Source organism: Lentihominibacter hominis (assembly GCF_014385065.1).
Taxonomy (GTDB): Bacteria; Bacillota; Clostridia; order Peptostreptococcales; family Anaerovoracaceae; genus Lentihominibacter; species Lentihominibacter hominis.
In genome coordinates, this window is sequence record NZ_JACRTA010000003.1 from 355,999 (window position 1) to 376,644 (window position 20,646).

At 34.8% G+C, this 20,646-nt stretch carries 20 protein-coding genes and 1 pseudogene; 4 read left to right on the forward strand and 17 right to left on the reverse strand.

The features are described from left to right. Positions 1 to 7: 7 nt before the first annotated feature. On the reverse strand, positions 8 to 895 hold the full coding sequence (gpr, locus tag H8692_RS09745) for a GPR endopeptidase (protein ID WP_187525599.1): 888 nt from the start codon (positions 893 to 895) through the stop codon (positions 8 to 10). 119 nt (positions 896 to 1,014) lie between these two features. Between gpr and rpsT the strand changes: the two genes are divergently transcribed. From rpsT to H8692_RS09765, 4 genes are all read left to right on the forward strand, one after another. Further along, positions 1,015 to 1,281, forward strand: coding sequence for a 30S ribosomal protein S20 (gene rpsT, locus H8692_RS09750; protein WP_177269038.1), 267 nt, complete (start codon positions 1,015 to 1,017; stop codon positions 1,279 to 1,281). A 185-nt stretch (positions 1,282 to 1,466) separates the two neighbouring features. Next, positions 1,467 to 2,390 (forward strand): S66 peptidase family protein, encoded by a 924-nt coding sequence (locus tag H8692_RS09755; RefSeq protein WP_177269040.1) that lies wholly within the window; start codon positions 1,467 to 1,469, stop codon positions 2,388 to 2,390. Positions 2,391 to 2,453: 63 nt separating this feature from the next. Beyond that, positions 2,454 to 3,161 carry a purine-nucleoside phosphorylase gene (deoD, locus tag H8692_RS09760; RefSeq protein WP_177269042.1) on the forward strand — a complete coding sequence of 236 codons (708 nt, stop codon included), beginning with the start codon at positions 2,454 to 2,456 and terminating at the stop codon, positions 3,159 to 3,161. Between the two features lie 9 nt (positions 3,162 to 3,170). After that, the gene (locus H8692_RS09765) at positions 3,171 to 3,536 is read left to right on the forward strand and encodes an iron dependent repressor, metal binding and dimerization domain protein (protein ID WP_177269044.1); all 366 of its coding nucleotides are present in this window, start codon (positions 3,171 to 3,173) and stop codon (positions 3,534 to 3,536) included. Positions 3,537 to 3,580: 44 nt separating this feature from the next. Here H8692_RS09765 and H8692_RS10895 read toward each other — a convergent pair whose 3' ends face one another. From H8692_RS10895 to H8692_RS09840, 16 genes and pseudogenes are all read right to left on the reverse strand, one after another. After that, positions 3,581 to 3,709 carry a hypothetical protein gene (locus H8692_RS10895; protein ID WP_283242306.1) on the reverse strand — a complete coding sequence of 43 codons (129 nt, stop codon included), beginning with the start codon at positions 3,707 to 3,709 and terminating at the stop codon, positions 3,581 to 3,583. A 30-nt stretch (positions 3,710 to 3,739) separates the two neighbouring features. After that, complete coding sequence (locus tag H8692_RS09770) at positions 3,740 to 4,375, reverse strand: helix-hairpin-helix domain-containing protein (protein WP_187525600.1); 636 nt, start codon at positions 4,373 to 4,375, stop codon at positions 3,740 to 3,742. Between the two features lie 67 nt (positions 4,376 to 4,442). Beyond that, positions 4,443 to 5,111: a TIGR03936 family radical SAM-associated protein gene (locus H8692_RS09775; protein ID WP_187525601.1), complete on the reverse strand. Its 669-nt coding sequence runs from the start codon at positions 5,109 to 5,111 to the stop codon at positions 4,443 to 4,445. Continuing rightward, positions 5,104 to 6,957 carry a TIGR03960 family B12-binding radical SAM protein gene (locus H8692_RS09780; protein WP_187525602.1) on the reverse strand — a complete coding sequence of 618 codons (1,854 nt, stop codon included), beginning with the start codon at positions 6,955 to 6,957 and terminating at the stop codon, positions 5,104 to 5,106. Before H8692_RS09780 ends, H8692_RS09775 begins: the two co-directional genes overlap by 8 nt. 19 nt (positions 6,958 to 6,976) lie before the next feature. After that, a complete protein-coding gene (locus tag H8692_RS09785) occupies positions 6,977 to 7,516 on the reverse strand; it encodes an HD domain-containing protein (RefSeq protein WP_177269052.1) in 540 nt (179 codons plus the stop codon). Positions 7,517 to 7,553: 37 nt separating this feature from the next. Next, positions 7,554 to 8,060 carry a M23 family metallopeptidase gene (locus tag H8692_RS09790; protein WP_187525603.1) on the reverse strand — a complete coding sequence of 169 codons (507 nt, stop codon included), beginning with the start codon at positions 8,058 to 8,060 and terminating at the stop codon, positions 7,554 to 7,556. Between the two features lie 102 nt (positions 8,061 to 8,162). After that, entirely contained in the window at positions 8,163 to 9,461 is a 1,299-nt protein-coding gene (obgE, locus tag H8692_RS09795) for a GTPase ObgE (protein WP_177269056.1), read from the reverse strand. A gap of 70 nt (positions 9,462 to 9,531) precedes the next feature. Then, the gene (rpmA, locus tag H8692_RS09800) at positions 9,532 to 9,792 is read right to left on the reverse strand and encodes a 50S ribosomal protein L27 (RefSeq protein WP_177269058.1); all 261 of its coding nucleotides are present in this window, start codon (positions 9,790 to 9,792) and stop codon (positions 9,532 to 9,534) included. 245 nt (positions 9,793 to 10,037) lie between these two features. Beyond that, positions 10,038 to 10,343, reverse strand: a pseudogene (gene rplU / locus H8692_RS11055) (50S ribosomal protein L21); the annotation flags it as partial. 360 nt (positions 10,344 to 10,703) lie between these two features. After that, on the reverse strand, positions 10,704 to 12,203 hold the full coding sequence (locus H8692_RS09810; protein WP_187525605.1) for an LCP family protein: 1,500 nt from the start codon (positions 12,201 to 12,203) through the stop codon (positions 10,704 to 10,706). A 128-nt stretch (positions 12,204 to 12,331) separates the two neighbouring features. Beyond that, positions 12,332 to 13,213 carry a hypothetical protein gene (locus tag H8692_RS09815; protein WP_187525606.1) on the reverse strand — a complete coding sequence of 294 codons (882 nt, stop codon included), beginning with the start codon at positions 13,211 to 13,213 and terminating at the stop codon, positions 12,332 to 12,334. A gap of 206 nt (positions 13,214 to 13,419) precedes the next feature. Further along, positions 13,420 to 14,517 (reverse strand): D-alanine--D-alanine ligase family protein, encoded by a 1,098-nt coding sequence (locus H8692_RS09820; protein WP_187525607.1) that lies wholly within the window; start codon positions 14,515 to 14,517, stop codon positions 13,420 to 13,422. Positions 14,518 to 14,544: 27 nt separating this feature from the next. After that, complete coding sequence (locus H8692_RS09825) at positions 14,545 to 16,518, reverse strand: Mur ligase family protein (protein ID WP_187525608.1); 1,974 nt, start codon at positions 16,516 to 16,518, stop codon at positions 14,545 to 14,547. A gap of 85 nt (positions 16,519 to 16,603) precedes the next feature. After that, positions 16,604 to 18,973 carry a sugar-transfer associated ATP-grasp domain-containing protein gene (locus tag H8692_RS09830; RefSeq protein WP_187525609.1) on the reverse strand — a complete coding sequence of 790 codons (2,370 nt, stop codon included), beginning with the start codon at positions 18,971 to 18,973 and terminating at the stop codon, positions 16,604 to 16,606. Between the two features lie 26 nt (positions 18,974 to 18,999). Beyond that, entirely contained in the window at positions 19,000 to 20,049 is a 1,050-nt protein-coding gene (locus tag H8692_RS09835; protein WP_187525610.1) for a sugar-transfer associated ATP-grasp domain-containing protein, read from the reverse strand. After that, positions 20,046 to 20,639 carry a hypothetical protein gene (locus tag H8692_RS09840; RefSeq protein ID WP_187525611.1) on the reverse strand — a complete coding sequence of 198 codons (594 nt, stop codon included), beginning with the start codon at positions 20,637 to 20,639 and terminating at the stop codon, positions 20,046 to 20,048. Before H8692_RS09840 ends, H8692_RS09835 begins: the two co-directional genes overlap by 4 nt. Positions 20,640 to 20,646: the final 7 nt, after the last annotated feature.

The following is a 20,646-nucleotide window of genomic DNA, read 5'->3' on the forward strand; positions in this document are numbered from 1 at the left end:
GTTTCTTTTACGAATATATGCCGGGATGCAGAGTTTTATTTATACCATTTGCTATTATATCGGAAAAATCTTTTATAAGCATATCTATATCTGTTGAAGTCACTATCATTTGACGATCATATTCTTCTATATATTTTTCTACTTTTTCAATACTTTCTATATTTTCTATAAGTGCATCTCTTATTATGGTCGTAGCATCTATCACAGTAGGCACACCGATAGCTATAACCTTTATTCCCATAGTTTCCTCATTTATTCCGGTTCTGTTATTTCCCATTCCGGCACCTGGTGAAATTCCCGTATCAGTTATCTGTATAGTAGTGCTTACACGTTCAATATTTCTTGCAGCCAGAGAATCAATTACTATTATAACTTCAGGTTTTACAAGTTCTGAGGTTTTTTTTATTATTTCCGCAGTCTCCATGCCTGTCGTTGCGGTTACACCTGGCATTATACAGCTTACTCGCGACATTTCATCGTCTCCATCGGCTCTAAAAAGTTCAAACAAATGATTAGTAACTTTTATCTTGGAAGCTGTCGAAGGTCCCAGAGCATCAGGAGTAACCATAGGATTTCCAAGGCCTGCTACTAGGACATTAAGATAATAATGAAACTTTATTAATTCTTTCAATTCTTGAGCCACAACTTTTTCAACTTTATCTTTTATGCCATCTGCTTCTTCCAGTATTCCTTCTGCTTCTATAGTTATATAGTTACCCATAGGTTTTTCCATCTTGACTTCGCCTATGGGATCTGTTATTTCTATTCTGGTAACCGTTATATCATCTCCATAATCAATCTTCTTCATAATAATACCTTCTGTAAGATTCGGCATTTTGCCGTCTTCATCAAGCATTTCTTTTCTCTCTATGGCCAAATCAGTCCTATAATTCATTTTGCAGGCTCCTTTTATCATTTTCTATGATTTTTCCCTTGCAAATTGTGTTTTATTCATTTATACTTTTAATTGCGAATTTTTAGCTATATTTAATAAAGAAAGTGGGGTAATTTAAAATGGCAAATATTAAATCCGCAAAGAAAAGAATCCGTGTTATTGATAAAAAAACGGCAAGAAACAGACGTGTCAAAGGACATCTCAAAGCAGTTTTAAAAGCATTTGACGCAGCTATTGAAGCCGGAGATATGGAAACAGCTAAAGAAAAACTTGCTTTAGCAGAAAAAAAGCTCATGCAGGCTGCTGCTAAGCATACCATTCATAAAAATGCTGCTTCGAGAAAAGTATCAAGATTAACCAAAAGATTCAATAAGGCTAACGCCTAAGTCTCACCCGTCCCCACCAGTGCATAAGTTAAATGCACAGAAATGAGCAATTTAAAGAAAAAGATGGAATGTGTCTCCCATCTTTTTTTATATTCCTCCTAAAGCCAAAAAAGCAGCTCATATTCCCAGCTCTTCCATATATCCTTTATTATAAACACTATCAATATGAAAAGTGAGGTAGATATATGCAGAGAACTTTCAGCCCTGAGCCCTTAAGTCCCGGAGATAAAGTAGCTGTAATCGCTCCTTCCTCTCCTGTCAATGACGCTGATCTTCAAAAGATAACAGATTCCATAAAATTACTCGATCTTAAACCTGTAATAATGGACAGCTGTAAAATGAGACACGGGTATCTTTCGGGCAGTGATGTTCAGCGAGCAGAGGATTTTAACGAGGCTTTTGCTTCGAAGGAAATTAAAGGGGTTTTTTCCATGAGAGGCGGTTACGGCGCCATGAGGATTCTTCCCATGATAGATTTTGATACTATAAAAAAACATCCTAAGATTTTTGTCGGCTACAGTGATATAACAGTTCTTCACACAGCCTTGAACCAGCGGTGTGGATTTATAACTTTTCACGGTCCTATGGCGGCTGAAGATTACACAAGGCTTGACAGATTTACGTTATCATCTTTAAAGAAATGTATTTTCCATCAAAATATACCAAGACAACTAAATAATCCTAAAGGCGAAGTACTTAAAACTATTTATCCGGGCACAGCCACCGGCCCTCTTACAGGCGGCAACCTTACAGTTTTGGCCGCAACTTTGGGAACTCCTTATGAAATAGACACAGAAAACAAAATACTCTTTATTGAAGACGTCTGCGAGCCGATGTACAGACTGGACAGGGCCCTTACATCCCTGGCTCTTGCCGGTAAATTTAAAAACTGTAACGGCATAATACTCGGAACATTCAAAGACTGTAATGAGTCCTCTGATTCATTGACTCTCGAAACTATAATCAACGAAATCATATTACCCTATAAAAAGCCCTCCATTCTCAATTTGAGAGCTGGACACGTCTATCCTCAGATTACCCTTCCTATGGGATCTGACATCATAATAAAAGTCAGCAAAGAAATGTCTTCTAATATATTTGTTTTATAAAATCGATAAATATGGTATACTAATTTTAATAAACAAAACCGATAATTAAAGGAGAACATCCATATGAGCACACATATAAACGCTGCAAGTAAAAACGATATTGCTCCGTCAATACTTCTGCCGGGTGATCCTCTCAGAGCAAAATTCATAGCAGAGAATTTCCTTAATAATCCAAAATGCTATAATGAAATTCGAGGGATGTTAGGCTATACCGGAACGTATAAAGGCGTTCCGGTTTCAGTACAGGGGACAGGTATGGGAATGCCGTCTATGGGAATATATTCATGGGAGCTTATAACTGAATATCGTGTCGAGAATCTCATCAGAATAGGAACTGCCGGCTCTTTTCATGAAAATGTGAAAATAAAAGACATAGTTGTAGGTATGGCTGCATCTACTGATTCAAATTATATTCACGCTTTTGATGTACCGGGATCATATTCACCGTGCGCCAGTTTTGAACTTTTATCCAAACTCAGCCAATCATCAGAAAATCTGAAAATTCCTTTCAAAGCCGGTAATATCGTATCCTGTGACGTATTTTATGAATTAAAAGAAAACTGGTGGAAAAAATGGGCCTCAATGGGCATTATGGCAGTTGAAATGGAAGCTGCTGCATTATATATGAATGCAGCTTACAATAATGTAAATGCTCTGGCTATAATGACCATAAGCGATCATTTTGTTACAGGTGAAAAAGCAACAGCGAAAGAAAGAGAAACATCCTTTACCGATATGATGAAACTCGCTCTTGAAACCGCTATAAAATAGGAGGAAAAAGTGAAAATATTAGAATCCGCAGAAAATTATCTCGAATCTATACTTATTATAAAAAACGAAAAAGGAACCGTAAGAGCTATTGATATTGTCAATTACCTGGGGTTCTCAAAACCAAGTGTGAGCATAGCTCTCAAGCAGTTAGAGACTAATGGATTCATTACAAGAGATAAAGATAATCATATATTTCTTACTGAATCCGGTAAAGAAATCGCAGACTGTATATATGAACGTCACCAACTACTGAGCAAACTGTTCATAAAAATAGGAGTAAGCGAAAACACAGCAAGAGAAGACGCATGCAAAGTTGAACATCACATCAGTCAAGAAACCTTTGAATGCATAAAAAAATATTTTGAAGAAATGTAGCTCAATATTCAGTAAAAAAACAGCACGGTTGCCCCGTGCTGTTTTTATTCATCTCTTTTCAGTGCAAATATTAAAGACATCACCGCAACAAATATCAGCACCGAAACAAAAGTCAATACAGCTCTGCTTATCACACTGTCTATTCCCGCAGCTAATTCAGCAATAACTACCATTACAATATCCCCTTTTTCATAACAACATAATCACACTTTGATCTTATCTTTTATTTTTTCAAAACTCTTATCTCCTATCCCCGATACATCTTTCAGATCATCTATAGAAGCAAATCGGCCGTTTTCTTCTCTGTAATCTATTATCTTTTCCGCAGTAGCCGGCCCGACTCCATTCAGCTCCTGAAGTTCCTGGGAATCAGCTGTATTAATGTTTATCTTCCCATCCGAATATACAGGTGTTTCTCTGCTCTCGGAAATGCCATTTTCTTCTGTAGATATCAATGCAGGAACAAAAATCTTTTCTCCGTCTTCAACAAAAGCCGCTCGATTTATCTCACTTATATCCGCTTTTTCCGTCAGCCCTCCCGCAGCTTCTATAACATCACCCACTCTGCTCCCCGCTTTAAGCTCAGCAACCATAGGAGTATTCACCTCACCTCCTATATCCACAAAGATAATTTCACCGGCAGAATCATCAGCCTCAGCCGCAGTTACGCTGTCCTTTACCACTATCTGATCCTCCTTATCCGCCTTAGATGCAAAAACAAAAAAGGCAACGACAACTACAGCTGCAACTGCCGCGACCTTTATCAGCATATCTTTGTTATCTTCGATAAACTCAATAAGTTTTCGGTTATTTTTGATATACTCCATCAATTTCCTCATGACAAAAACCTCCTTTCTTTACATAATATTACATTTTATGGAAGTAATTGTCAATACAATATGTTAATTATTGGAAATAAATTTTTTCCCGTGTTATTTCTATCTCACCTCTGTCAATATCAAGACTCAAGTGTTTCTGTAATGTCTTTATCAAAAGCTCCGGACTCAGATTTGAAATGCTGCCAGAGTCTAAAACAGCTTCCACTATAAGTTCGTGGTCTTGATTAATTATCTCAAGCTCTCTTATCATCGGTTTTATATCTATTTCCACAGGCTCTTTTTTCTTTTTCTGACGTTTTAGTGCTGTTATATGATTCTGGTTCATATAAGAATTCTTTATTTCCTCCCCTGAAATGCCTATAGTATCGGAAATAGGTATATATATCTTATATGCAGCTGCAACAGTCTGTGCAGCAAGTGTTTTTTTACTTGCTCCGTTCTTTTTTTCACACTTCAATATATCAATTCCTTTGGGCATCAGCTCGGTCAGCTTGTCCTTAATATCTTCAGGTTCATATTCTTCTTCAGTCTCAAGCTCCATCAATTCATTAAGCCCACTGTAACCTAAGGATAAAGGCTGAGCAAATCCCATTTTAGGATGTGGATTAAACCCTTGTGAATAAGACAATCGTATTCCTGCTCTTTTTATAACTCTATTAAACATCCTCATAATATCCAAATGAGATGTATAACAAATTATCCCTGTCTTCGAAAAGGTAAGGACATATTTAAACATCAGACACCTCCTTGAATTCAGCATCCTTAAAACATTCGGCAACTCGATTAATACCGCAACCGACACATCCCAGTCTACAATCAGGAGTTACCTGAGCATTTTTAGCCTTTTCATTTTCTCTTATCAGAAATTCTTTTGTTATAAAAGAATCTATTATATCCCACGGAAGTATTTCATCATAATTTCTCTCACGATAACTGTAAAATGCCGGGTCTATACCTGTCTCCTCAAAAGCCTTGTCCCAAAGTTCAGGCTTAAAATGTTCTGTCCATCCGTCAAACTTACATCCGAGCCTATGAGCAGCTTCCAACACTGCGCCCACTCTTCTGTCCCCCCTTGCAAATACAGCTTCAAGATTGCTCGTACCGGTTTCATGATAATTAAATGTGACTCCTTTTATGCGAAGTCTTTTAGTAAGAAAATTATGTTTATCTATGAACATATCAGGAGTATCCTGAGCAGCCCACTGAAAAGGAGTATGAGGTTTTGGCACAAAGTTAGAAACACTGATAGTAACTCTGAACCTGCCTCCTTTTTTCCCTTTTATTCTAAAATTTATTTCCATTATTTTCTCAGCAATCTCTCTTATGCCATCAAGATCCTCATATGTTTCGCCCGGAAGCCCTGCCATAAAATACAGCTTTATATGTCCCCATCCTAATTCTATAGCTTTTTCAACAGCACCGAAAATATTATCCTCAGTAATATTTTTGTTTATGACATCTCTGAGACGCTGGCTCCCCGCTTCAGGCGCAAAAGTCAGTCCGGATTTCCTGTACTCTTGTATTTCCTGCAATACTTTAAAAGAAAATGAATCCAGCCTGAGAGACGGAAGAGACAGAGACACATTCTGTCCGGCACACATTTCCATAAGCTCTATGGCCAGCTCCTCAAATCTTGAATAATCACTTGTGGAAAGAGACAAAAGTGACAGCTCGTCGTGGCCTGTATTGGCCAGCTGTTTTTCTGCAAGATTTTTTATAGTATCTTTCTTTCTCTCTCTCACTGGCCTATATATCATACCAGCCTGGCAAAATCTGCATCCTCTTGTACAGCCTCTAAAAGTTTCAACCACAGAGCGATCATGGACAGTCTCTATAAACGGTACTATATTTTCTACAGGAAATTCCGCTTTGTCCAAATCTTGTATAAGTGCTCGTTTTACTCTGTCAGGAGCATCATCATACAATTTCGATACTCTTTTTATAGTCCCATCTTCATTATATTCCGGCTCATAAAAAGCCGGGACATATACGCCATCCAATTTACAGATTTTTTTAAGAAATTCCTCTTTTGAAGAACAGTCTTTTTTCATGATACAGACTTGCTCAAGAAGTTCCTCTCCATCACCTATCAAAAATGCATCTATAAAATATGCCAGCGGCTCAGGGTTATACGCACATGGCCCTCCCGCTATTATTATGGGATACTCTTCGCCCCGTTCAGTACGCCTTGCAGGTATCCCGCTAAGCTCCAAAATATTTAATATATTAGTATATGAAAGCTCATACTGAAGCGTAAAACCCAACATATCCAAATCTTTTACAGGAGTAAACGTTTCCAGTGTAAAAAGCTTTCTTCCACTTTTCCTCATAAGATTTTCCATATCTTCTGCCGGAGCAAATATTCTTTCACAGTAAATATCTGCGTTCTTATTCAGAATGTTATATAATATCTGCATTCCCATATATGACATCCCTATTTCATAAGTATCGGGAAATGCAAAACCAAACCTTATAGATACACTATCAGGAGCCTTACTTACAGAGTTTACCTCTCCTCCTATATACCTCGCAGGCTTTTCAACACGGTTCAGAAGCTTCTGCAGTTCTTTGTCTATATTCATATAATTATTTCTCCCACGCTTATTCTTCCTCACTATCTGCCATAAGGCGATCAATAGAAACTCCTATTACTTCTTCTATTTCATCCATAAACCGTTTTGTATCTTTTTTCTTTTCCAATATCACAGTTTTGGCTTCAGGATGTCCGTTCTTCGCCGCTTTATTTATGATATACTCTATTCTGGCATCAAGTCCCACATACTTGTCCTCTTTAACCAGACGATCTCCCAGACATACCATATCAGTTTCCGTCACCTCGTTTATATGGGAAAAAGGTGAATAATTCATATGCACCCTTATTATCCGGCTCTCTTGCTCATAACCCAGCTTCACCATTAAATCAGCGCCTACTTCCCAATGCCTGTCCTCTACTCTGGCTATATCATGAAGCAATCCTGCAGCCTGTATTAACCCGATATCAAGATTATAGCCCTTTTCATTTAAAGCTTTTGATATTGTAAGAGCTGTACGAGCTACTGCCCTGCAATGACCTCTTACATGCTCTGGAGTTTTATATTCACTTAAAAGTCGTTCACATTCTTCCCTTGTTGGATGTTTCATCTAAAATGCCCTCCTAACTTTTTAAGTATACCACATATCATTCAAATTCCCTAAACGAATAATAAAATTCCTTATCTTCTGATTTTTCATACACTCCTATGATATCTCCTTTTTTAACACGCCCCGGCACTGTTACATTTACAGATTTAAGATTGCCATATAAACTTTCCCCTGAATCTCCATGAGTTATCTTTATATACTTACCAATTTCTTCATTTTCTCCCACAGCAGTCACTTCCCCTCCGCCAACAGCATATACGGAAGTCTGCTTTCCTGTAAATTCCTCATCTATAGCCTGACCATATGAAGGCTTACCTGCTATTACTCCTACTGATTCATTTACTTTTGAAGTTACCGAAACAGCCATATCTTTACTTTTTTTTGCCATAGTCTTTACATCACTGGCTGTATAATTTACCTCCATATAATTCAAGACTGCAGCAGCTCCATTCTCCAGTATACCGATGTGCGAGTTTTTAGATATCAGCAGAGCCAATACGATAAGAGCCATAGCAGTAGATTGTTTTAACATTTTGTTTATCATCGACTTACCTCCTCTTATAATCTATATTGCGACAGTATAAAAAAAAGAAGGCGTTTTGATACTTTTACGCCTTCAAAAGAATTTTTTTATTTTCCAATGTTATCAAATATAATCCTCATCAAAATATTCAAATTCAAAATCCTGTATTTTTATAATATCACCGTCTTCAATACCCATTTCCTTCATTTTGTCTATAGCTCCACTCTTTTCTATATACTTATATAGATACCTCATGGATCCTGCATCGGTAAAATTAGTAGAATTAAATATTTTATTAAGCTGTTTTCCTCTGAGAACATAATCTCTTCCGTTAAATTCAACGGTAACCGTTCTGTAATCAGGATCATTATCCTCAGCCTCAAAATCAAACAACTGATATTCGTTCTCCTCCTGAGGCTCTAAAAGTAATTTCTGTAAACACTCTGCCGCCTCAGCCAAAACCTCTTTAACACCTATATTTATAGGCGCTGACATAGGAAATACTTTATATCCTTTCGATTCTACATATTTTTTAAAATCCAAAAATTTAGGATCATCCTCGCTTATAATATCTATTTTATTAGCCGCTACTATCTGAGGTTTTTTTATAAGCGCAGGGCTGTACTGCTCTAATTCCCTGTTTATTTTATCAAAATCCTCTATAGGGTCTCTTCCCTCACTTCCGGAAACGTCTACAACATGAATAAGCACCTTAGTTCTCTCTATATGTTTCAAGAACTTATGTCCCAAACCTGCACCCTCATGAGCCCCTTCTATAATGCCTGCTATATCAGCCATGACAAAACTGGTATCAAAAATCTTAACAACTCCTAAATTAGGAGCTATAGTAGTAAAATGGTAATTAGCTATCTTAGGCTTAGCACTGGTAGACATGGACAAAAGTGTTGATTTTCCTACATTAGGAAAACCTACAAGCCCCACATCAGCAATAAGCTTCATTTCAAGAATAACGTTTCTTTCCTTTGCAAATCCCCCTGCTTCTGCAAAATTAGGAGCCTGACGTGTTGACGTGGTGTACTTCACATTACCTTTTCCGCCTTTACCTCCTTTTGCAGCAACGAATGACTGGCCGTTTTCAGTAAGATCCTGCATTATAAGGCCTGATTCCTCATCTATTACAACAGTTCCTACAGGAACTTTTATTACTAAATCCTGTCCATTTTTGCCATATCGTTTTTTCTTCATCCCGTTCTGGCCGTTTTCAGCTTCATATTTCCTTTTATATCGAAAATCCATAAGAGTTCTCAGATTTTCGTCAGCCTGAAAAATAACATCTCCGCCCTTTCCGCCGTCTCCGCCATCAGGACCACCTTCCGGCACAAATGGTTCTCTCCTGAAAGAAACTGCACCATCTCCCCCTTTTCCTGATTTAATAAAAATTTTGGCTCGATCTACAAACATGAGTCCTCCTTAAATCAAATATACCAAAAAGTAAAGCCCCTATAAAATAGGGGCTCAAAAAACATTTCGCTTACGCTTCTTTCGGATATACGCTTACTTGCTTTCTCGTCTTGTCGTATCTCTCAAACTTAACAGCTCCGTCAATCTTTGCAAATAAAGTATCATCTCCGCCGATTCCCACATTGTTACCAGGATGGAACTTAGTTCCTCTCTGCCTAACTAAAATGCTTCCGGCACTTACAAACTGACCGTCTCCTGTCTTTACGCCTAAACGTTTCGACTCACTGTCACGACCGTTCTTTGAACTACCTACACCTTTTTTACTTGCCATCGACCAGACACCTCCTCGCTATATCAATTAAAATTACAGTTTCTTTTTACAAACAACAATTACTTTAATGCAGCTTCGATAGTTTCAATCATTACTGCATTTGTAGCTTTTTCATCAATTTCGATGTTATTTTCCTTCGCAAATTCTATAAGTTCTGCTTTTCTCATAGATTTTAAGGATGGCTTTTTAGCAGCCTTTGCTTCTTCCCCGGCAGATTCTTCTTTAACAGCTACTGTGCCGTCGCCGTCAATGGAAGTGATCTCTACCAAAGTATAAGGCTGTCTGTGTCCCTGCTTCTTTCTGTAGTCTTTCTTTGCTTTGTACTTGAAGATAATTACTTTCTTACCTTTGCCTGTCTCAACAGCTTTTCCTTCAACAACAGAACCTTCAACATAAGGAGCTCCCACTTTAGTATCGGCACCTTCACCTACAACTAAAACCTTGTCAAATACTACCTTTTCTCCATCTGCTACGTTAAGCTTCTCAACAGCAATCTGATCGCCGTTCTGAACTCTGTACTGCTTTCCGCCTGTTTCAATAATCGCATACATTTAAATCTTTACCTCCTCTATCCAGTCTCGCCTAACCAAGGTACCGGCTTGTTTTATCCAAAGATTGTTATCAACTCTGAAGCCGGATTTATGAACCCATTTCGAGCGGCTTACATTTATATATGGTACTACATTCAGGAGGTATTGTAAAGGAAAAACTTAATTAAAATTTAATCTATTACATTACAGCCCGCTTCAATCGCTTTCATACATGTCATTGACGCAACATCGCTTGTGCAATTAAATTGTATCCTCGGTTTTAATTTTGTTTGCCATCAGAAACTAACTAAGCATCCCTAAATACGGTTCCTGTAAACTTCACTTCGCCTTTATTTGAAAGAAGCATATAATTACTCCACTTTATTTCCCTGTCATTTCATTTATTTTCATCTGAGCATCTTTTACCGAAGATTCATCAGGGATAACCACATAGAGCTGTCTGCTTCCCATGCTGTACGTGGAAGCGTTGGTGCCGGTGCCTTTTATTGCCGTAGTTTCTATGCTCCAGCCACCTATATCCTCAAGCTGCATTTTAACCAGCGAACCTATGTCACTTTGGCTCATATTCGTCTGAATTTGATCTCCCACAGTATCAAGTATCTTTGTGTACCCTGTCAAAATTGCAGTACTTCCGGTAATTTTGTTAAGAATACCTTTTAAAACTCGTTGTTGATTCTTTATTCGTTCCTGATCTCCTTCCTCAAAAGATTTTCTTTCCCTTGCAAAGAACAGGGCCGCTTCTCCGTCAAGGTGATTTATACCTTCACTGTAGCTGTACTTGGATACCGATGATTTAAACGCATATGGCGACTCCACATCAACGCCGCCGATGGCATCAACAATATCCTCAAGAGATGTGAAATTCACTCGTATATAATAATTGATATCAATACCCAGCCAGTCCTCTACTGTCTCTACTGTTTCTCCCACACCATATATTCCCGAATGGGTAAGCTTATCCTTTGCTTTGTATGAATGCAAATCAACATACATATCTCTCGGGATAGATGTAAGCAAAATCTTCTTATCAACAGGATCAACAGTCATTATCATATTGACATCGCTTCTGGATACCTTGCTTATACCTCCAAAGGTATCGATGCCGCTTATATATATATTAAACGGCTCTTGAGTAATGCCTACACGCTTGGCTATATCCTTGTTTTCAATTTCCACTGAAACGGTATGAACAATTCTTGTTCTTTTTTCAAAATCTTCTACGTCTTCACATATCATCTCATAATTATTGCCGCTTATAAATATGAGTTCGTCGTGTTCTTTGTTTTTCTCGTCTATCAATACAGATTTAAGCTGCATATATCCGCCGGCTTCTTTATATTTTACATCAGCTTCTTCTTTCAACTTTTCCTGAGCTTTGTCATAAGTCGCTGAAGTGCTGACATTGGTAAATATAGTTTTGCCGTCTATGTCCTTTACATTTTTGTAACTGCCGTCTTTTAACGCCACCACATGAAAATCCTCGTACTGCTTGTCCTCATCACTCATTTTGCTAAAGGCCGAATATGTATTAAATAAATAGAAACAGCCTATACCAAGCAATACAATCATCAGTGCGGAAATAATAACGCCGACCTTTCGTTGTTTTGTCACTTCTTTTCTGCATGCCAGAAGCTTAAAAACAAGTACCGCCAGAGCTATTAAAACAATCAGAATTATGATGTTGTAAAGCGTTGGCAGGATATTTAGGATTGTGAGCATGGACATGAATGTCACTTCAATTAATAAAAATGCTACAAGCAATACAGTCAATCCCGGTGTGCCCGGGAGTATTTTTATTTTTGATTTCGTTTTACCGGCTTTCGCCGGAATATTATTTTTCTGGTAATTATCGCTTCTCATTGTATTTTCCTTTCACATATTATAAACTTAAAATTTATCTAAAAAGAATAACACCATTCTGCAAATCTTCTAATTATAGTAAATATTTTTTGTTATCAATTTGGTATGATAAATTATTTCATCTATAATTAAATTGATTCATCCATAACAGATGGCTCAGTTGACTCATCTGTAGCTGGTGGTTCTGTAGGATCATCTGTAGCTGGTGGCTCTGTAGGATCATTTGTCTCCGGTGGTTCCTGAGACGGGTTATCCTCCGATGAATTGGTACCTTCTGTTGTATCGTTTGAACTATTCTGAGATGAAGATCCTCCTGAAAATCCATTTCCGCTGACGCCGTTCCCTGTTGTACTATTGTTTGTTCTACTAATAGTACTCCCGTCATCTGCCACAACTGATACGGTTACTATACCTGTCTGTTCATCAACATTAATGAAATGACCGCTCATGTTGCTAGGCTTCTCGTTTACAATTACCTTTATATCCTTTTTCTGCTCATTACCATTCTCATCTTTTGCCGTTGCTTTTAATGTATATTCCCCCTCTGTATTTATATTTACGGACGAAGCATCAATATCTATTTCAACTTTTGCCAAATCCTCAGCCTTAATATAATCACCCCATGTAATTTCTACACCTTCAATTGAATGAAATTCATTTATGTTATTAAACTTTGGTTTAGTTGTGTCCTTTACAGTAACTTTAACTTTAGCAACTTCATCCTTATAAGACAACTTGACCGTATATTTCCCTACCTTATCGTATTTCTTACCTTTTACGGGATTTCTTGTATATGTAACCTTTGTTTTATTTATTATTTTTTTATCCACGCTTTTTTTCAAATAATCAGATGCATCCTTTGATATAAGTTCGCCGTATTCCACATCCAGTTTCTTTGTTTTCAGTTCAAGCTGCTTGTTATGGTTTGTCCAGAATACAGCTGCGATACCGCATACTACCAGTATGTCTAGCAGCGCTACAAATATAATTATTTTTTTTGCCTTGCTCATATTACTTCTCCCCTGCTTGAAAATAACTATAAAATCGTTCTCCTCCATCCCTTATATCGTAAATGAGTATTGCCTCAAAAACTACTGGATTATGACGTTCTTCTATAATTTCTATATTGCCATTTGTTCTAATGTTTTTGTCTAATCTTACTATTTTAGAATTTTAAATTCACATATTGACTCGTTTTCTTACAACTTAACATAAATTACAAAATACTTTCCACTGATTCTATATCTAAAGTCTTCCTCCTTTTAGCCCTTTCATAAGCCAAATCAATAAGTTTATTAATAAGCATTGTTGATTCAATACCTTTTTTCTGAAATGACAGTGGAACTATACTATGGCTTGTAAATGCTGGTATTGTATTTATTTCATTGAAATATACCTCATTATTATTATCTAAAAATAAATCTATCCTGGCCCAAATCTCACAACCTATTGATTTATATATTGTTTTTGCCATTTCTTTTATATTTTTCAACGTGATCTCATCTATATCTGCAGGAATTTTCATTTGAGCGATAGGATTTATATATTTTGTTTCGTAACTAAATGGTTTTTTTTCAGGAGTAATTATCTCACAAATTTCCCCGAACTCCAGTTCATCATTACCTACTATAGCAATACTCAATTCTCTTCCTTGTACTCCTTCTTCAATAATAATTTTATTGTCAAAATCAAATGCAGTCATAATAGCTTCATGCAGTGTTGCCTCATTCTCCACTTTTGTAATTCCTACAGAACTTCCTCCATTTGCTGGTTTCACAAAAATAGGATAACTAAATTCAATATTTAATTTCTTTCCATACTTATAATCTTCTTTTAATAAATCTATACTTTTAGGTCGCTTTACATTTGTACTATCAACAAAAACTTTAGTTATTTGCTTATCCATACCCGACGCTGAAGCTAATACCCCGCATCCAACATAAGGAATATTTGCAACTTCTAAAACACCTTGTATGCTACCATCTTCTCCTCTATATCCATGAGTAATTAAAAAAACACAATCTATTTTTATTTTATCAAAACTACTTTCATTAAAAATTATAATCTCCCCTGAATTTCTTGTTAAATCCACCACACATGCCTTGTTGTTACATTCAACCCATTTTTTTCCGTCTTCAATTTCATGACTTTTGGCTTCTGTCAAAAACCATTCTCCCTTAAGTGTAATTCCAATTTTTATTATATTAAACATATCTTCATCGAAATTTTTTAAAATATTCGCCGCTGAAACACAAGAAGCATAATATTCTGTACTATATCCACCGAAAATTAATGCAATGTTTTTCTTTTTCATTATTATAGAACTCCTTCTTTTTTCAATTTATAATTTAATATTATTTTCCTTGGCATAAAGTTTTGCATATTTATTGTTTTTAACGCTCAACACTAATTTAGGACAATTTAAAAAAGCATTCTTTCCTATCCTTCCAACTTTTTCTAAAATCGTAAGATATTCTAATTCCTTACAATTTTCAAAAGCTTTTTCACCTATTTCAATCATATTCATAGGCAATTCTATATTTTTTAATAAAGAACAGTTTTTAAATGAAGATTGCCCAATTAGCTTTAAACTGTTTGGCAAAACCACTTCTTTTAAAGCAGTACAATTCATAAAAGCTATATTATCTATATTAGAAATACCATTTCCAATTTTAACTCTTATTATTTTACTATTATTTGCAAAACATTTGCTTCCAACTGAAAATACTTTCATTCCTTCAATTTCAGACGGAATTTCTACTTCCTCTTCGTTTCCTGTATATTGTATAAGTGAAACTAGCTTTTCATTGTCATGGATAGTCTCATCAATTATCCTATATTTATAATTGTCAGTAAAAAAATCATTTGTAGATGCAGCAGTTGAAAAACAAGTGCCATATACTTGATCAACCGTTCTTTGCAACCGCCGTCTAAATGCACCTTTATATAAAGTTACATCATTGCTAGTTACATTTTCTTTTATCCAATTATTTAACTCTTCTCTGGAATTAGAATAGTAAACATTTTTCCTTTTTGAAGCTATTTCATTATACAGAGTCTCTGCACATTCATCCCCAAAACAAAAAATCAAATCTATATTACTAACAGTATTCGCTATTAATTCACCCGCTCTTTTGTTTATATTAATCAGCTTATCTTTATCTGCATCGCCTATATTAACATCACTTATAACCGCTACCCTTTTGCCTCCTTTTTTTACTTCCAATTTTTCTAACACCTCAATGGCGCCAACAAGTGCCTCCGCATCAGTATTGTTATAGCAATCTAAATAAATTTTATATCCTCCTATATTAACTAAATTTTGCCTAATGCCTGTAGATTGATATGACTCAAAACTCTTTTCTATCTTTTCTTTTGAAATTCCTAACAAATCACCTACTGCAACAGCCATTAAAGCATTGCTTACATTATGTTTTCCTAGAATTGGAATGTCTATTTTAAATTTGGTTTTAGCACTAAATACTTCAAAAATAAGATGTCCATCTTTTTCAACAATATTATCTGCATAATAATCAGAATTTTTATTTTTTAAAGAAACCCATATAGTCTTATATTTATTCCAATCCCAGTTCCTTAAAGTATCATCATCATAATTTAAAACCACAATACTTCCAACAGACATTTTTTTTACCATTTTTTCTTTTTCTTTAAGTATATTCTCAGCCGTTCCATAATCATGGATATGAGCTTCTTTTATATTGGTTATTACTCCTATGTCTGGATTGCAAGCATCTAAAGCATATGATATAGTGCCTGGAGACCCCATACCGAATTCCTGAACAAAAACTTCTGTATTTTTTGACATTCTTTGCATATTATGGAAAATTGGATATTGTGTATTTTCATTGCCAATACTTTTAGATGAATTAAACGATCCTTTTACAACAGTATAAATAAAATCCTTAGTAGTAGTTTTTCCAATACTTCCAGTTATGCCAATCACCTTTAAATTAAGATCTCTTCTAATTTTATTGGAGATTTTTCTAGCAATTTCCCCAGGCAAAGCACAAGGAATTAAATCAGGCTTATTTTCACATTCTCTGTATTGTTGATAAGTTACAAATATAGCCACAACTCCTGCCTTTCTAGCTGAATTTAAAATATTTTTTAGTTCTTTACCCTTATATGCAGCGGTTAAAAACAAGGCGCCACCTTTTCTCATAAAAATTCTGTGTAGAGCCATATTAGTAAGTTCCATATTTTGCATATAAACTAAATATGGAGGTACTTCTATATTTGCAAAATTACATATTTCCTTTAATGTCATTTTTGTAACAAATTTATTCAATAACATCTTTTTTCTATGTGATTACACTTATAAACAATCACATTTATCCTTTCTTTACAATTAATATACTTTCTTACTACAACATTTATTTTCACCGCTTTGGTAAATGAATCAACTTCCTGCATGTTTTTTTATCGTAACCATATCTTTTCTTTTTTATCTCTAATTTTTTAAGCAAATACTGCATAGTTACCGGACTCAATTTTTCTATTTTAGGATAGTCCGGAAATCTATTTATTTCTGGTAACTTGATTCCACTTTCAGTTATTGCTACATCAAACCCAAAATATTCAAGTTGAGGTATACTATCAGCAATCTTTATTATAGTTGCCTTTACCTCTCCCCAATGAGGTATATAGCCCTCAATTTTTATGCCTGAATCAGGATGATATGGACAATCTTTTATGGAGTTTTTCAATATTATCTTAGCGTTTTCATATCTTCCTGTTTCCAAATCTACTTCAGCAAACATTCCTCCTGCTCCCATATTATCAACAGCACCTGTCTTCTTAGAACCAAATCTCATATACGTATTTCCTATTTGAGCTCTTTTTCCATCCTTTTTAAAAACTATTATTCTTATTGTATTTACGGCACCTGCATATATCGCCTTAAATTGAGGATGATTTTCTATATATTCTGTTACTAAATAGCTATTTGATGGGTCTTTTAAAATGCGAATTATATCTTCTTCTCCAACCTTGTCGAAATTTAAATAGTATTGATTATCTACGTATGATAGTTTATAAAAACCATCTCCATGTGAACCTTCATCTGGCTTTAATGCTAAGATTTTCTTTTCTCTAGCCAATTTCAATATGTCAGAGTAGGTATTTTCATACCCTTGAGGACAATCCATCATATTTATAACTTGATTAATTCCATCTTTTAGTTTTATATGATAATAGTAATTCGGAAAACATTCTTTGAATTCAGGTAAAATGTATTTGAATGTAATTTTGTCCTCAAACCAACTCTTATAATTCCCATTAATATGTCTTAACCATTTATACTCAAAATCTGATATGAATTCCTTTTTATTCTCTTTTGTTATACCATATTGATTTATTCTATATGAAATGAATCCATTTTTATATGCCCACAGCTTCTCAACTAATCCAACATCTGTATTAGTGAAAAAATCCACAATAACTTCCTTTATCCACCTTACACTTAAATACGGAAGTAATCCTTTTGGAAAAAATGCTACAGCAAATCCTCTTCTGATTTTTAACTTAGTTTGATTAATCCCTCTTTTTATAATATTGCTTAAATTTCCTGCCTTAATATTTTTTTCATTAACTTTACTTTTTAAAAACTCAACAGTTTCTTTCCCATATGTGTGTATTGAAGGATATTTAGGGATATTTACAAATCTTACAAATTTAAATGTTTTGCTAGTAATTAAGACATCTATAGCAAAAAACTGTAACTGTGGAGCATACTCGCACAATTCTTCCACTTTTTTCTTTATATCAAACCAGTATGGTATCTGCCCTGATATCGGTTTTTCTGTAATAAAATGATTTTTAGCGTCAATATTAATACCATCCAAAATAAGCTCACCCTTATCATATTTTCCTGTGTTTTTATCAATATAAGCTATTATTCCTCTAAAATATTTACGCTTTTTTTTATCTGAATTTTTCCTGTGTCTATTTGTCATTGCAAAGCTCTCACCGTAATAGGCTCTTAACTGTTCTTTTACTCCCTCCATATCTTTTGTATAATGAGCATCAATTCTAAGAAACGCTTCCCCAATCTTTGGCCATGTACTATTATCATTAAAAACCACTAGTCTCAATTGATTTCCAAATCTATGATAATGATTATTAAACCCTACTCCGGGTCTTATATATTCAGCTATTACAGACTCTTTTCCGAATGCTCTTATCTTTCTTATTAATTGCTTTCTACTTCGTATCCTTTTTGTACCGAAATAAAAATATTTACCCCTATATTTTATTAAGATGCTTCTATTACGTTTAGGATCTGTTATTACGATACTTCTTTTTTTCTTAATTAGCCGAATTAGATTTTTTATATTAGCTTCCTTATATGGACAATCTTCCAATTTCGATAAATTAATTCTGCCACTTTTAATTGTTATTTGATAATATAACTTTTGCAAATGTTCCTTAAACGGCTTGAAGACTTTTCTTGTAGTAACTTTATTTGCAAGCCATTTTCTGTAAATTCCATTTATTGGTTGAATATAATAATAATCCTTTTCCGAGATATATTCGTCCACATTCTTTTTGTTTATATTAAATCGCTTTATATGTCTTGGCATATAACCATGCCTATATGCCCATATTTTTTCTTTTATTGTATAGTTTTTATCTTTAATTAGATTCCGATATGTTTTTTTAACCCATTTTTTTGCACGTTTTCCAGAAAAACCTTTTGCTACCAATGGGAAACTTAATATATAAACCACTATTTTTTTTAGAGTTCTCATTCCTCGTTACATCCAATCTTACTAACCTACTTATTTATCACACCATAATTCCTAAAAAACTCTCCGAGTTCCCCTTTTTTCTGACCACCCCACAACTGTAATATGTTTACACCCGAAGAAGTATTTGCTTCTATTACACAGACTTCTTTATCTGTGATCAAAAGATCCCATGCTATAAAATCCATATAAGGTACCTTTTTGCAGACTTCGAGAATCTGTTTTTTTATTCCTTCCCAATATGGTATTTTTATTCCTTTTATCTGTTTTCCAGAATCGGGATGAAAATCATATTGTTTCAAATCATGAAGACTTCTTCCTTCACTGAGAACACCTGTCTTCAAATCTATTTTAGATACAAGTCCTCCCTTACTGCCGTTGTCTACCGGTATCGTATTGCTTCTTCCCATACGCTGCACAGCAAAAAATATCTTGAATTCATGACTTTCTATATCTCGCATGGTTATCAGTCTAATCGTATTTACCGTCTTATCATATAATTCATCAGCATAATGATGTTGCTCCATGCATTCACAAATAATATACTCATCACTTCTATCAAGAAAAGCATAAAACTCATTCAAAGTTTTTCGACGACTGTTTATAAAAATCTTATTATCCTTATAATCTATACGATATACCCCATTACCCTTTCCCAGTGCAAAGGGTTTTACAAAAAGTTTACTTTCTTTTATAAGACATTCATATATAGCTTCTTTATTTCGAACGCCATTCTCAAAATCAAGTATTACGTTTTTATTCTTAATAAAATAATTTATAGGCATTCGAATATATTGCTTCAAAATTTCACTGCATATCACTTTATTGTTAAAAGCAAAATCAAAAGGCTCATTTATATATCTTGATCTATACCAATCAAATTCAGAAAGAAATTCTTTTCTGTCGTTATGTTTTAAATCGTATAATATGTATTGGTCTGCCAGATATCCTCCGAACAAATTGCATTTCAGTTTTATATGTAACGGAACTTTGAAAGTATTCTTCACGAAAACAATTCTCGTCAGATAAAGAACTATAAGCTTTATTTTTTTTAATACCTTCTTGCAAAATTTCATCATATTTTTATCGTTTCATAATCACACGGAGAATTTATATCCGTTGTCATATCATCTACCAATATAAATTTTTCTTTTATTTCTATAGGATTTTCAAAACTCTGACCTGTAAATGACTGATATACCTGCCACCCTGCACATTTTCTCAATTTGCCTTGCAGATACAAATCTTTTACCTGCTTTACGTGTGTACGAAATAACATTTCGTCTTTTATCTTTACAGCAACTATCGTTTTCTGATTTCCAAAAAAAAGAATGTCTTCTGCCTCTTCTTCAATAATCTTTTTTATTGAAGATTCCGTATAAAACGTGTCACCATACAGGAAGCACATATCCGAAACTATAAGTTCCTCTGTAAATCTATCTATCTCATATATGTTGTTTAACGGTTCATATCTTCTGCTTCCGGAAATTTCATATCTTTTGTCATGAGATGTGACTATAATTTCAAATTCTTTTGATGCTTTAGCCAATAATCTCACAGATCTTGATATCAATTTTTCACCGTTAACAGCAGCAAAATGTTTGGGAATTCCCATATAATTGTTCCAGCGCATGCCTTTGCCATCGGCCATTATAACGACTCTTTTCATTTGAAAT